The sequence below is a fragment of the Stenotrophomonas sp. 99219_Sma genome, assembly GCF_056480785.1.
This window is the reverse complement of sequence record NZ_CM151117.1, coordinates 2,102,078-2,115,491: the sequence shown is the minus strand read 5'-3', so window position 1 is coordinate 2,115,491 and position 13,414 is coordinate 2,102,078. Positions and strand designations below refer to the sequence as shown.

Genomic DNA, 13,414 nt, shown 5'->3' with positions numbered 1-13,414 from the left:
AAAACAGACACCACTTTCGAACCAACGCAACAGACAGATACCAAGGGGAACCCGCACCGTGCAGACCACCGACCACCCGAGTTCTCCGACCGCCACCCCGCCGTCTTCGTCCCGTGACCACAGCATGAAAATCAAACGATTCGTCGCCGCCGACATGCGCTCGGCCATGAACCTGGTGCGCAAGGAACATGGTCCTGACGCCGTGATCCTGTCCAACCGCCGGATCGAGGAAGGCATCGAGATCGTCGCCGCCGCCAACTACGACGAGAGCGCCGTGCAGCGTGCACTGGAAGCCTCGCGTCGTGACATCGCTCCGCCGCCGGCGCCGAAGCCGCGCACCGCCGCCGACGCGGTGATCGCCGCGGTCACCCGCCGCCGCAGCAATACCCCGGCACCGGAACCGGTCGCCGCAACCACCTCGGCCGTGGCTGCCCTCGCCCGCGCTGCGGTCGGCGCCACCGGCCGCACCCTGGACAGCGCCGACGAGATCGTGCCGACCCGCGGCAGCACCGGCTTCGCCGCCACCCTGGCACGCGCCGCCGTCAACGAACCGGCGCTGCCGGATCAGATCTTCGCTCCGTTCGCCGAAGCCATCGTCGCACCGGCGCCCAGCACCGCCGCACCGGCCAACCGCGCCCGCTTCCAGATCGACCCGCCGCACGAGACGCATCACGAAAGCGCGACGTCGGCCGTGCAGCCGCCGCCGCTGCCGACCGCTGCCGTGACCGAAGCGCAGCCCGGGATCGTTGCCAGCGAACCGGCACCGGTCGAAGCCAGCGACGAAACCGGCGCTGCCCCCGTGCTGGCCCCAGCCCCGGCACTGACCCTGGTGGCCCAGGACGACGCCGAGATCCGCCAGCTGCGCCAGGAAGTGGCCGGCATGCGCCATGTGATCGAGCGCGAGATGAACCGCTTCACCGACGAGCGCCTGCGCGGCTGCCCGGTGCGCGCCACCGCGCTGGACCTGATGGACGAGTATGGCTTCGATGCCGGCCTGGCCCGCGACGTGGCCATGCAGATCCCGCTGGAGACCGAGGCCCATCGAGGCCGCGGCCTGATGCTGGGGCTGATTTCGCGCAAGCTGCCGATCGCCCCGGTCGACCCGCTGGAAGAAGGTGGTGTGATCGCACTGGTCGGACCGACCGGCGCCGGCAAGACCACCACCATCGCCAAGCTGGCCTCGCGCTTCGCCGAGAAGCACGCGCCGCGTGACGTGGCCCTGGTCACCACCGACACCACCCGCATCGGTGCCCGCGAGCAGCTGTACGGCTACGGCCGCCAGCTCGGCATCGCGGTGCACGAGGCCAACAGCGGCACCGACCTGGACCAGCTGCTGGAACGCCTGAAGGACTACAAGCTGGTGCTGATCGACACCGCCGGCCTGGGCCCGCGCGACCGCGCCCTGGCCGCCCAGCTGCAGTGGCTGCGTGCCGCCCGCCAGGTCCGCACCCTGCTGGTGCTGCCGGCCAACACCAGCTTCGGCGACATGGACGAGGTGGTCCGCCGCTTCGGCGCCGCCAACCTGCAGGGCCTGGTACTGAGCAAGCTGGACGAGACCGGCCGCTTCGGCAACGCCCTGTCGGTGGCCGTGGACCATGCCCTGCCGATCACCTGGGTGACCGATGGCCAGGACGTCCCGGAGGACCTGCACCGGGCCAGTGCAGCCAATCTTGTACTTCGCCTTGAAGATTTGCGCCGCGCGGCCGATATGCCCTGCAACCCGGAGTTGAACCATGCCGTCGCGTGAGTACGCCAAGCTGACCAAGACCTTCCCGCTGTCGGCCACCCGCAGCGAGCCGCTCGGCCCTGTGCGCACCATTGCGGTCACTGGCGGCAAGGGCGGCGTGGGCAAGACGAATGTGTCGGCCAACCTGGCCGTGGCCCTGGCTGGAATGGGCAAGCGCACGCTGCTGCTGGACGCCGACCTCGGCCTGGCCAACATCGACGTGATCCTGGGCCTGAACCCCACCTTTACGCTGGCCGACCTGGTCGCCGGCCGCTGCACGCTGGATGACGTCATCGTCGAAGGCCCGAACGGCGTGCTGGTGGTCCCGGCCGCATCCGGCCGCCGCCACATGGCCGAGCTGGCCCCGGCCGAGCACGTTGGCCTGGTCAACGTGTTCTCCGAACTGGAGCGCGAGCTGGACATCATGGTGGTGGACACTGCCGCGGGCATCACCGATGGCGTGCTGACCTTCTGCCAGGCCGCACAGGACACCGTGGTGGTGGTCTGTGACGAGCCGGCCTCGATCACCGACGCCTACGCACTGATCAAGGTGCTGTCGCGCGAGCGCGGCGTGGACCGCATCCAGGTGGTGGCCAACATGGTGCGCGACCCGAACGAGGGCCGCGTGCTGTACGAAAAGCTGACCCGCGTCTGTGAGAAGTTCCTTGCCGATGTCTCGCTGAACTACCTGGGCTGCGTGCCGCAGGATGACTGGCTGCGCCTGTCGGTGCAGCGCCAGCAGCCGGTGGTGAAGGCCTATCCGTCCAGCCCGGCGGCGCTGGCGATCACCGAGATCGCGCGCCGTACCGCGCGCTGGCAGGCGCCGACCGAACCGCGTGGCGGCGTCGAGTTCTTCCTCGAACGCATCCTCAAGCAGCGTGGGGTGACGGCATGAAAGGCGCAGCCCAGTACAGGGAAGTGCAGCGCTCGGCGGCAAACGAAGTCATCGCCCAGCATTCGGACCTGGTGCGGCGCATCGCCCACCACCTGGCCGCGCGCCTGCCGGCCAGCGTCGAGGTCGACGACCTGATCCAGGCCGGCATGATGGGACTGATCGAAGCCTCGCGCAGCTATGACGCCGACCAGGGTGCTTCTTTCGAGACCTACGCCTCGATCCGCATCCGTGGTTCGATGATCGACGAGATCCGCCGTGGTGACTGGGTCCCGCGCTCGGTGCACCGCCGTGCACGTGATGCCGCCGCCACCATCCGCCGCCTGGAACAGAGCAGTGGCCGTGCCGCCAGCGCCACTGAAGTGGCCGCCGCGATGGAGATGCCGCTGCCTGAGTACCTGCGGCTGATGGAAGACGCTGCACGTGGCCAGGTGCTGAGCCTGGAATCGCGCATCGAGGACCAGGGCGAGCTGGACACCGTCGCCCAGGGCGGGCCGACCCCGCAGCAGGTACTGGAGCGCGGTGAGTTCGGTCGCGAGCTGGGCAAGGCCATCGGCCACCTGCCCGAGCGCGAACAACTGGTGCTCTCGCTGTACTACGAGCAGGAACTGAACCTGAAGGAGATCGGCGCGGTGCTCGGCGTGAGCGAGTCGCGGGTCTGCCAGATCCACGGCCAGGCGGTACTGCGCCTGCGCGGCCGGCTGAAGCTGTTCGAGGCTGCCGACGCAGGCCTCGAAGAATGAACATCCCCGAGGCGGCTGCCCCCGGCCGTCCGGAATGAACAACAAAGGAATTCTGCTTTGAACAAGAACATGCGCATCCTGATCGTCGACGACTTCTCGACCATGCGTCGAATCGTCAAGAACCTGCTGGGCGATCTGGGCTTCACCAATACCGCCGAAGCCGAGGACGGGCATGCCGCGCTGTCGCTGCTGCAGAGCCAGCCGTTCGATTTCGTGGTCACCGACTGGAACATGCCGGTAATGACCGGCATCGAGCTGCTCAAGGCCATCCGTGCCGATGCCAAGCTGAAGACCCTGCCGGTGCTGATGGTCACGGCAGAAGCCAAGCGCGAGCAGATCATCGAAGCCGCCCAGAGCGGCGTGAACGGCTACATCATCAAGCCGTTCACCGCGCAGACGCTGGAAGAGAAGCTCGGCAAGATCTTCGAACGCCTGGCGGCCAGCGCCTGATGGATACCACGGTCGACAAGAACGCCCTCGCCCTGCGCCTGCAGGAAGCCCTGGACGCACTCGAGTCCGGTGACGAGGCCGCCTGGCGGCAGCGCATCGACGGGCTGGTCGCGCTGCGCACGCAGCCGATGATGAGCGGCCTCTCGCGGCTGGCCCGCGAGCTGGGACAGGCGCTGGGCGAACTGCCGACCGTGCCGAGCGAAGCCGGCGAACTGGACGACGCCTGCGCGCGACTGGACCACGTGGTGGCGATGACCGAACAGGCCACGCACCGCACCCTGGACCTGGCCGAGGAATGCCGCAGCCTGACCGAACAGCTGCGCGCCGAAGGCCTGCAGCCGGGCCAGGACGCGCAGCTCGAGCGCATCCGCCACAACCTGACCGAGATCGCCCTGACCCAGAGCTACCAGGACCTGACCGGGCAGATCATCCGTCGCGTGGTCGGCATCGTCCGCCGCGTGCACGAAGGCTTCGGCGCGCTCGGCCTGCCGCCGGAACAGCATCGCACCGACCCGGAACTGGCCGGGCCGGCACTGAAGGGACTGGACCGCCACGCGGTCTCGCAGAACGACGCCGACGACCTGTTGTCGGATCTGGGGCTGTAAGCATGAGCGCGGTATCCGACGACATCACTGCCGATTTCATCATCGAGGCGCAGGAAATCCTGGATCGCCTCGGCGAACAGCTGGTGTCGCTGGAGCAGGCACCGCAGGACAGCGACCAGCTCAACGCGGTGTTCCGCGGCTACCACACGCTCAAGGGCGGCGCCGGCTTCCTCGGCGTCACCGCCATGGTCGAGCTGTGCCATGCCGCTGAAGAGGCGCTGGGCGCCGCACGTGCCGGCCAGGCCGTGCTGCAGGCCCACCACTTCGACGCGGCCCAGCAATCGCTGGACTACCTGCAATCGATGCTGGACGCGGTTTCCTCCGGCACCGAGCCGGGCTATGCGCCGCCGGACCTGATCGCACAGTTCGACGTGCACAGCGGTGCCGTGGCTGCACCCGCCGCCGCCGCAGCACCCACCGCGGGTGGCAGCGACCTGATCACCGACGACGAATTCGAGGCTCTGCTCGACCAGCTGCATGGTGGCAACGCGCCGACCGCGGTCGCGCCAGCGAAGAAGGCCGACGACGGACTGATCAGCGAAGACGAGTTCGAAGCCCTGCTCGACCAGCTGCACGGTGGCGCGGCACCGGGCACCAAGCCTGCGGCCGTGGTGGCACCGGCACCGATCGCAGCGCCGCGCCCGGTCGCCGCACCGGCACCGGTGGCGAAGCCGGCCGCCAAGCCGCTGGCCGAGGCCGAACATACCGTGCGCGTGGACACCAAGCGCCTGGACGCGATCGTCAACCTGATCGGCGAACTGGTGCTGTCACGCAATCGGCTCAAGACCCTGCGTGCACGCCTGCGCGATGAAGAGCTGGACCGGGCCGTGTCCACTCTGGATATCGCCACCGCCCGCCTGCAGTCGGCAGTGATGCGCACCCGCATGCAGCCGGTGGGCAAGGTGTTCTCGCGCTTCCCCAAGGTTGCCCGCGACGTCGCCCGCTCGCTGAAGAAGGAAGTGGACCTGGAACTGATCGGCGCCGAGACCGAGCTCGACCGCAACTTGGTGGAAGCGCTGGCCGACCCGCTGGTGCACCTGGTCCGCAACGCCATCGACCATGGCGTGGAAATGCCCGACCTGCGCGAGGCACAGGGCAAGCCACGGATGGGCCATGTGCGCCTGTCCGCACAGCAGGAAGGCGACTACGTCAGCATCGAGGTGCAGGACGATGGCGCCGGCATCGACCCGGAAAAGCTGCGTGCCAAGGCGCGCGAGAAGGGCCTGATCGATCCGGAAGCCGCCGCGCGCCTGAGCAGCGAGGAGTGCCTGCACCTGGTGTTCCTGCCCGGCTTCTCGACCAAGCAGCAGGTCACCGACATCTCCGGTCGTGGCGTCGGCATGGACGTGGTGCAGTCACGCATCCGCGAACTGAGCGGCCAGATCCAGATCCAGTCGGAGCTGGGCCGTGGCAGCCGCTTCCTGATCCGCGTGCCGCTGACCCTGGCGATCCTGCCGACCCTGCTGGTGCAGGCCGGCGAGGACGTCTATGCGCTGCCGCTGGCCCGCGTGATGGAAGTGCTGCACGCGCCGCGCACCTCGCTGGGCTGGTTCGATGGCCGTGCCGTGCTCGACCGCCGCTCGCACACGCTGCCGCTGGTCGATCTGCGCCAGTGGCTGGATGTGACGCCGGCAGCCTCGCCGCTGCTGACCATCGTGGTGCTGCAGGCTGGCGAAGCGCGCTTCGGGCTGGTCGTGGACCAGGTACGCGGGCGTGAGGAAGTGGTCATCAAGCCGCTGCCGAAAGCGCTGCGCGGCCTGCGCGGTTATGCCGGTGCAACCTTGATCGGCGATGGTCGCATGGCGCTGATCCTGGACGTGGACGGGCTGCGATGAACCCCACCGGGCCATGCCCGGCGCCCCGAAAACTGTGACCACCGTCTGTACGCGATCTACCGGTGTCTCAAGTCCCATTCATACACGCCGATACCGGAACCATGGATAGACTCAGCCTCATTGGACTCTTTCTCGCCCTGGCCTCGCTGGTCGGCGGCAGCATCCTCAAGGGCGCCGGCCTGGCGTCGTTGTGGTCGCCTGCGGCGTTCGTGATCGTCATCATCGGCACCGTCGCCGCGATCCTGCTGCACACCTCGCCGGCGGTGTTCAAGCATGCCTTCAAGATCGTGCGCTGGGTCGTGCGCCCGCCGCACAGCGATCGCCGCGAACTGATCCAGCAGATCGTCGAGTGGAGCAACATCGCCCGCCGCCAGGGCCTGCTGGGCCTGGAATCGCAGGTGGAAGCACAGCAGGACCCGTTCCTGCGCAAGGGCCTGCAGCTGCTGGTGGACGGCGTCGAACCCGAATCGATGCGGCACATGCTGGAAATCGAACTGGGCAGCCAGGAACACCAGGACCAGGCCGGTGCCAAGGTCTTCGAAGCGATGGGCATCTATGCACCGACGCTGGGCATCATTGGTGCCGTGCTTGGCCTGATCGCGGTGATGAAGAACCTGGCCGACCCGAGCAAGCTCGGCCACGGCATCGCCGCAGCGTTCACCGCCACCATCTACGGTATCGCCTCGGCCAACCTGCTGTTCCTGCCGGTGGCCGCCAAGCTCAAGAGTGTGATCTCGCACAACACCCGCGACCGCGAAATGGTCATTGAAGGCCTGATCTCGATCGCCCAGGGCGAGAACCCGCGCAACATTGAAACCAACCTCTCCGGCTTCCTGCACTGACATGGCCCGCCGCAAGCACCACGAAGAGCACGCCAACCACGAAGCATGGGCGATCCCCTATGCCGACCTGATGACGCTGCTGCTCGCCTTCTTCGTGGTCATGTACGCGATTTCCTCGGTGAACGAAGGCAAGTACCGGATCATGGCCGACGCGCTGACCGATGCCTTCGGGGGCGCGCCGCGCACGATCAATCCGGTACAGGTCGGCAACAAGCAGGTGCAGGGTGGCGGCTGGGACAGCCCCTCGGTGATCAAGTCCGGCACCAAGATCGGGCCCTCGGCGCCTGCGCCGTCGCACGACCCGACCCTGCTGCCGTCGATGGCCTCGCAGATGCGTATGCCTGTTTCGGTGCACAACCAGGAGCAGATCGCGCGCGCCGAGCGCCAGCTCAACAGCATCGCGGACCGCCTGACCGCCGCACTGGCGCCGCTGATCGACCGCGGCATGATCAGCGTGCGCCGCACCGAGCTGTGGATCGAAGTCGAGATCAACAGCGACATCCTGTTCCCCACCGGCTCGGCGGCGCTGGACGTGCATGCGCGGCAGACCCTGGCCAGCCTGGCCGAGGTCCTGCGCGACGTACCCAACAGCGTGCGCGTGGAAGGCCACACCGACAACGTACCGATCGCCACCGCCACCTTCCCGTCGAACTGGGAACTGTCGGCCGGGCGCGCGGCCAGCGTGGTGCACCTGTTCGCCGACCAGGGCGTGCAGCCGTCGCGGCTGGCGATGGTCGGCTACGGCCAGTTCCGCCCGCGCGAAGAGAACGACAGCGCGCAGGGCCGCAACCGCAACCGCCGGGTGATGGTCATCATCCTGGCCGACACCTCGCACTCGGTGGACCCACTCGGCCAGCGCCTGAACGCAGCCACCGGCGCCACCCGGAACACCGATACCGAACAAGCCGCGGCAACTCCGGCTACCGCCCCCACCTCCCCCATCGCACCGGTGAAGTTGCCGCCGGTGCCGGCTGGCAGCCGCGTCGGCGCCGCCGTTCCCCCGGCAATGAAGGAGTAATCCGATGCGCATCTGGGCAGTCGCCAACCAGAAGGGCGGAGTCGGCAAGACCACCACCACCCTCGCCCTCGGCCGCGGACTGGCCGCACTTGGCCATCGCGTGCTGCTGATCGACCTCGATCCGCATGCCTCGCTCAGCCGCGCGTTCGGCGTACCGGTAGACCCGCCGCCGGCTGGCGTGCTGGAGCTGTTCGGCGCCCCGCCCGCCGATCTTTCCAGCCTGTGCCATGCCAGCAGCATCCATGGCCTGGACTATGTCTGCGCACAGTCCGCGCTGGCCACGCTGGAACGCCGCAGCGCCAACCAGCCTGGCCTTGGCCTGGCGCTGCAGAATGCGCTTGCGCGCCACCAGGGCCAGCACGACTACATCCTGCTGGACTGCGCGCCCACCCTCGGCCTGTTGATGATCAATGCGCTGGCCGCAGCCGATCGCCTGATCATCCCCACCCAGGCCGAGCCGCTGGCCCTGCATGGCCTGGATGGCATGGTCCGCACCGGCGAGATGGTCGAACGTTCGCGCCGCCGCCCGTTGCCGATCTCGATCCTGCCGACCCTGTTCGATCGCCGCACCCGCGCCGGCAACGAGTCGCTGCGCACGATGCAGGATCGTCACGGCACCCGTGTGTGGGAAGACGCGATTCCGATCGACACCCGCATCAGCAACGCCGCCGGCCTGACCCTGCCGAGCGTTGGTGAGGATTACCCGGGCCGCGGCCTGGCCGCCTATCGCCGCGCGCTGAACTGGATCCTCGGCGAGGACGCCCGTGCCCTGGAGCAGGCCGCATGAACAGCACCGGTGTACTGGACGACTACCTGGACGAACTGCTGGGCGAAGCGATCGCCGTGGCACCACCGGCTGCACCGCCGCCGGCGAGCGACGAAGCGTGCCCAGCAATTGCAGCCGACGGCGAACGCGAGCCGACCTGGGATGACCTGCCGGCCGAGGTGATCTACGAAACCGAGACCGTCGCCGCTGCGCCTGCCGTCGACAACGCCGCACTCGAAGCCGCCTTCGACGCGGCCGCAACGGCTGAGCGCGAACCCACCTGGGACGATCTGCCCGCCGAAGTGATCTACGAAACGGAGACTGTTGCTGCTGCCGCGGCAGAGGACGACGCAGCACTGGAGGCCGCCTTCGAGGCCGCCGCAATGCCTGTCGCCGCCCCCGAGCGCGAACCGACCTGGGATGACCCGCCTGACGAGGTGATCCACGAGACAGCCCCTGCTCCCGCCACCGCCAAGTCCGGCCCGGAACCTACATGGGACGACCTGCCGGACGAAGTGATCTACGAGACCGATCCGGCCGACAGCCATCGACTCGCCCACACCGACAGCCCCGGCCTGGAGGCCGCGTTCGAGGCCGCTGCGGGCGGCGAGGACGTTCCTGCGCCACCAGCGGCCGTGGTCGCAGCACCCGCTCCAGTTGCACGCACCGATGCCGCGCCGCCACCGCGCGTGGCCGTGGACGCGCCAGCAGGCAACCGCCCGAGCAGCTGGCAGGAGCTGCAGGCACAGGCACATCGGCCCGCCAGCAGCCCGCATCCGCAGAACCGACGCGCCGGCGAGCGCACCTCGCGCTGGCTGCGCCTGCGCTGCGGCACCCAGGCCTATGCACTGGAACTGCTGAAAGTGCAGGAAGTGGTGCTGCCGGTGCCGCTGCTGCCGTTGCGCGGCACTGCGCCGGCCATGCTGGGCATCATGAACCTGCGTGGCCAGGTGGTACCGGTGATGGACCTCGGCCTGCACCTGGGCGCCGCGGCCGCCGAAGACGACTCACAGACCCGCATCGTGGTGCTGGAGGAAGACGGCGAGACCATCGGCCTGCGCGTGTCGGCAGTGGAAGATGTCGCCAACCTCACCGATTCGCAGATCGAGCCACCCGATACCGCGCGCATCTGCCAGATCTCCAACGACCTGTTCCGTGGCGTCGCCAGGGTCAGCCAGCGCCCGATGATCCTGCTGGATGCCACCCGGTTGTTGAGTTGAACGAAAAAAGGGGACGGAGGGGATTAAGTCGCAATCGACCAGGCGCTCCCGCAGCCACCCTCAGCAACCGCGACCACGCAGTGGGGACGTAAGGTATTGATCCAACGGATCAACGCCTTGCGTCCCCGACAGGCACCGCATCGGCGCAAAGCGCCGAGCCAGTTGCGACTTAATCCCCTCCGTCCCCTTTTCAACAGCGACCGCATCGACGCACCGCGTCGATTCCCCTAAAGAACCCCGCCGGGGTGCCGTTATGGATCACGGAACCGTTTGTCCGGAGCAACGATGAGCACTGTCGAACTGGGTGGGGATCTCGGCATCGAGAGCACCACCGAGCTCAAGAACCGCCTCGCCCCGCTGGTGGCGCAGGCAGGCGAGCTGACCCTGGATGCCAGCCAGGTCGCCCGCATCCACACGGCCGCCGTGCAGGTGCTGTGTGCGTTCGTGCAGGCCCGCCGCGAGGCAGGCCTCGGCACCGGCTTCCACGGTTGCACTGCAACCTTCCGTGACGCCGCGCGCCTGCTGGGCGTCACCCAGGCCCTGGGCCTGGACGTAACCCATGACAACCTGAAATCTGTGGAGAACGCTGCATGAGCGCACGTATCTTGGTGGTGGACGATTCGGCGTCAATGCGCCAGATGGTGTCCTTCGCCCTCACCTCGGCCGGTTTTGCCGTCGAAGAAGCTGAAGACGGCGCGGTCGCGCTCGGTCGCGCCAAGGGCCAGCGCTTCAATGCGGTGGTCACCGACGTCAACATGCCGAACATGGACGGCATCGCGCTGATCCGCGAACTGCGCCAGCTGCCGGACTACAAGTTCACGCCGCTGCTGATGCTGACCACCGAATCGGCCGCCGACAAGAAGTCCGAAGGCAAGGCCGCCGGTGCCACCGGCTGGCTGGTCAAGCCGTTCAATCCGGAACAGCTGGTCGCCACCGTGCAGAAAGTGCTGGGCTGATCGCCCGCCACCGCTCCCCTTCTTCGCTTCCGGACCACCACTGCCATGAGCATGGACCTGCAACGCTTCCACGCCACCTTCTTCGAGGAGAGCCGCGAAGGCCTCGACGCGATGGAGGCTGGCCTGCTGGCCCTGGAATCGGGGCAGCAGGACGCGGAGATCATCAATTCGGTGTTCCGCGCCGCCCACTCGATCAAGGGCGGCGCCGGCACCTTCGGCTTCGATGCGATCGCCGGCCTGACCCATGTGCTGGAAACGCTGCTCGATGAGCTGCGTGCCGGCAAGCGGGCGCTGGAAGGCCACGCCGTCGACGCCATGCTGTCCTCGGTGGACGTGCTGCGCGCCCTGCTGCGCGAAGCCGAACACGGCCAGGCCGCCGATCCCGCCGCAGTTGCTGCGGTGAAGGCGCGCCTGGAGGCGGTTCTTTCCGGCGAGGCCGCAGCGAGCGCCCCCGCGGCCGCCGCAGCCAAGGTGGACGATACGCCGGAAGCCTGGCAGATCGGCTTCACCCCGGCGCCATCGCTGTTCATGAGCGGCAACGACCCGCTGCGCATCATCCGCGAACTTGAGCACCTGGGTTCGCTGCAGGTCGCCGCGCGCATGGAACGCCTGCCCGGCTTCGCCCAGCTCGACCCGCTCGAGGCCCACCTGGCGTGGGACCTGGGACTTGTTGGCAAGGTGCCGCGCAGCAAGATTGAAGACACCTTCGCCTGGGTGCTGGACGACTGCGAACTGGACATCCGTCCGGCTGCGCCGCCGAGCCTCGCCACCGAGGCACCTGCCACACCCGCCCCTTCCACACCGGCTGCCGTTGTACCGGCGGCACCCGCCGCCGCTGCCAGCAGCGCTGGCGGCCAGGAAGCCGAAACCTCGATCCGGGTCAGCGTCGACAAGGTCGATGCGCTGATCAACCTGGTCGGCGAACTGGTCATCACCCAGGCCATGCTCAAGCAGGTCTCGCACGCGCTGGACCCGGTCCACGCCGAGAGCCTGTTCGCCGGCCTGGACCAGCTTGAACGCAACACCCGCGATCTGCAGGAAGCGGTGATCGGCGTGCGCATGCTGCCGGTCGATGCGGTGTTCCGCCGCTTCCCGCGCCTGGTCCGCGACCTGTCCAGCCGTCTCGGCAAGCAGGTCCGCCTGCGCACCGTCGGCGAAGGCACCGAACTGGACAAGGGCCTGATCGAAAAGATCGCCGATCCGCTGGTGCACCTGGTGCGCAACTCGATCGACCACGGTCTGGAAATGCCCGACGTGCGTCGCGGTGCGGGCAAGGACGAGACCGGCACGATCACCCTGGCAGCCTCGCATCAGGGCGGCCATATCGTCATCGAAGTCAGCGACGACGGCCGCGGCCTGGACCGCGCCAAGATCCTGGCCAAGGCCACCGAACGCGGCCTGGCGGTGCCGGACAACCCGACCGATTCGCAGGTCTGGGACCTGATTTTCCAGCCGGGTTTCTCCACCGCCGATGCAGTCACCGACCTGTCCGGCCGTGGCGTTGGCATGGACGTGGTCCGCCGCAACATCCAGGCGCTGGGGGGCGAGGTCCAGATCGAAAGCAGCCTCGGCGCTGGCACCCGCACGCTGATCCGCCTGCCGCTGACCCTGGCCATCCTCGACGGCATGACCGTGGCGGTGGCCGGTGAAACCCTGATCCTGCCGCTGGCTTATGTGCTTGAGGCCCTGCAGCCGCAGGCCGAGGACATCCGCAGCATGGCCGGCGAAGGCCGCGTGCTGCGCGTGCGTGGCGAGTATCTGCCGATCCTGTCGCTGAGCGAGTACTACGGCTACGGCAACCGCGCACCGGGCAGCGAATCGCTGGTGGTGGTGGTTGAAGGTGATGGCCAGAAGATTGCGCTGGAAGTGGACGAGCTGGTCGGTCAGCAGCAGGTGGTGGTGAAGAACATCGAGAACAACTACCGCCGCATCGGCGGGGTATCCGGTGCCACCATCCTTGGCGATGGCCGCGTGGCCCTGATCGTCGACATCGGCGGTCTGGTGCGTTCGCTGCGGATGCCGCAGGCCGCCTGATCCACGTTGAATGCGTGCACTGAGCCGCCGCCCTTCGGGGCGGCGGTTTTCGTTTGCGCGCACGGCCACGATCTGACCGCGCTCGCTTCGCCAGGCATACCGTGAACTCCGTCTGCACGAAGGTTTCGGGTGCAACCTTGCCGTTCAAGCGAAAGCCCTGTCATGGCACCACTTTCGCGACGTCATCCCTACGCAACCGAATGTGATCTGCGTCCATAAAGTCCATCCGAACTGCGCCGCTATTTCGCTTTGACGGCCGTCACCGAACCCCCACCGGGCACCACCGTTCGCTCTGCACCCCCCCCAGCCGACGCAACGACGCCGGCG

Annotated in this window: 13 protein-coding genes; all 13 read left to right on the top strand. The window is 68.1% G+C overall.

The window, feature by feature from the left end; genetic code table 11:
* Positions 1–124: 124 nt before the first annotated feature.
* Positions 125–1,747, top strand: coding sequence for a flagellar biosynthesis GTPase FlhF (gene flhF / locus ACZK13_RS09690; protein ID WP_201119052.1), 1,623 nt, complete (start codon positions 125–127; stop codon positions 1,745–1,747).
* Entirely contained in the window at positions 1,734–2,621 is an 888-nt protein-coding gene (locus ACZK13_RS09685) for a MinD/ParA family ATP-binding protein (RefSeq protein ID WP_049401182.1), read from the top strand. The genes flhF and ACZK13_RS09685 overlap by 14 nt, the downstream gene beginning before the upstream one ends.
* Positions 2,618–3,361 (top strand): RNA polymerase sigma factor FliA, encoded by a 744-nt coding sequence (locus ACZK13_RS09680; RefSeq protein WP_049401180.1) that lies wholly within the window; start codon positions 2,618–2,620, stop codon positions 3,359–3,361. The genes ACZK13_RS09685 and ACZK13_RS09680 overlap by 4 nt, the downstream gene beginning before the upstream one ends.
* 57 nt (positions 3,362–3,418) lie before the next feature.
* Positions 3,419–3,811 (top strand): chemotaxis response regulator CheY, encoded by a 393-nt coding sequence (gene cheY, locus ACZK13_RS09675; protein ID WP_006365466.1) that lies wholly within the window; start codon positions 3,419–3,421, stop codon positions 3,809–3,811.
* Entirely contained in the window at positions 3,811–4,416 is a 606-nt protein-coding gene (locus tag ACZK13_RS09670; RefSeq protein WP_006442968.1) for a protein phosphatase CheZ, read from the top strand. Before cheY ends, ACZK13_RS09670 begins: the two co-directional genes overlap by 1 nt.
* Positions 4,417–4,418: 2 nt before the next feature.
* On the top strand, positions 4,419–6,251 hold the full coding sequence (locus ACZK13_RS09665; protein WP_253143084.1) for a chemotaxis protein CheA: 1,833 nt from the start codon (positions 4,419–4,421) through the stop codon (positions 6,249–6,251).
* Between the two features lie 101 nt (positions 6,252–6,352).
* The gene (locus ACZK13_RS09660) at positions 6,353–7,093 is read left to right on the top strand and encodes a flagellar motor protein (protein WP_253143083.1); all 741 of its coding nucleotides are present in this window, start codon (positions 6,353–6,355) and stop codon (positions 7,091–7,093) included.
* Between the two features lies 1 nt (position 7,094).
* Complete coding sequence (gene motD / locus ACZK13_RS09655; protein ID WP_032129222.1) at positions 7,095–8,111, top strand: flagellar motor protein MotD; 1,017 nt, start codon at positions 7,095–7,097, stop codon at positions 8,109–8,111.
* Positions 8,112–8,115: 4 nt separating this feature from the next.
* Positions 8,116–8,898, top strand: coding sequence for a ParA family protein (locus ACZK13_RS09650; protein ID WP_005413243.1), 783 nt, complete (start codon positions 8,116–8,118; stop codon positions 8,896–8,898).
* Positions 8,895–10,097 (top strand): chemotaxis protein CheW, encoded by a 1,203-nt coding sequence (locus ACZK13_RS09645; protein ID WP_478482489.1) that lies wholly within the window; start codon positions 8,895–8,897, stop codon positions 10,095–10,097. Before ACZK13_RS09650 ends, ACZK13_RS09645 begins: the two co-directional genes overlap by 4 nt.
* Positions 10,098–10,382: 285 nt before the next feature.
* Positions 10,383–10,691 (top strand): STAS domain-containing protein, encoded by a 309-nt coding sequence (locus ACZK13_RS09640; protein WP_014037092.1) that lies wholly within the window; start codon positions 10,383–10,385, stop codon positions 10,689–10,691.
* Entirely contained in the window at positions 10,688–11,053 is a 366-nt protein-coding gene (locus tag ACZK13_RS09635) for a response regulator (RefSeq protein ID WP_005409521.1), read from the top strand. Before ACZK13_RS09640 ends, ACZK13_RS09635 begins: the two co-directional genes overlap by 4 nt.
* A gap of 45 nt (positions 11,054–11,098) precedes the next feature.
* On the top strand, positions 11,099–13,087 hold the full coding sequence (locus ACZK13_RS09630; protein ID WP_032129224.1) for a chemotaxis protein CheA: 1,989 nt from the start codon (positions 11,099–11,101) through the stop codon (positions 13,085–13,087).
* Positions 13,088–13,414: the final 327 nt, after the last annotated feature.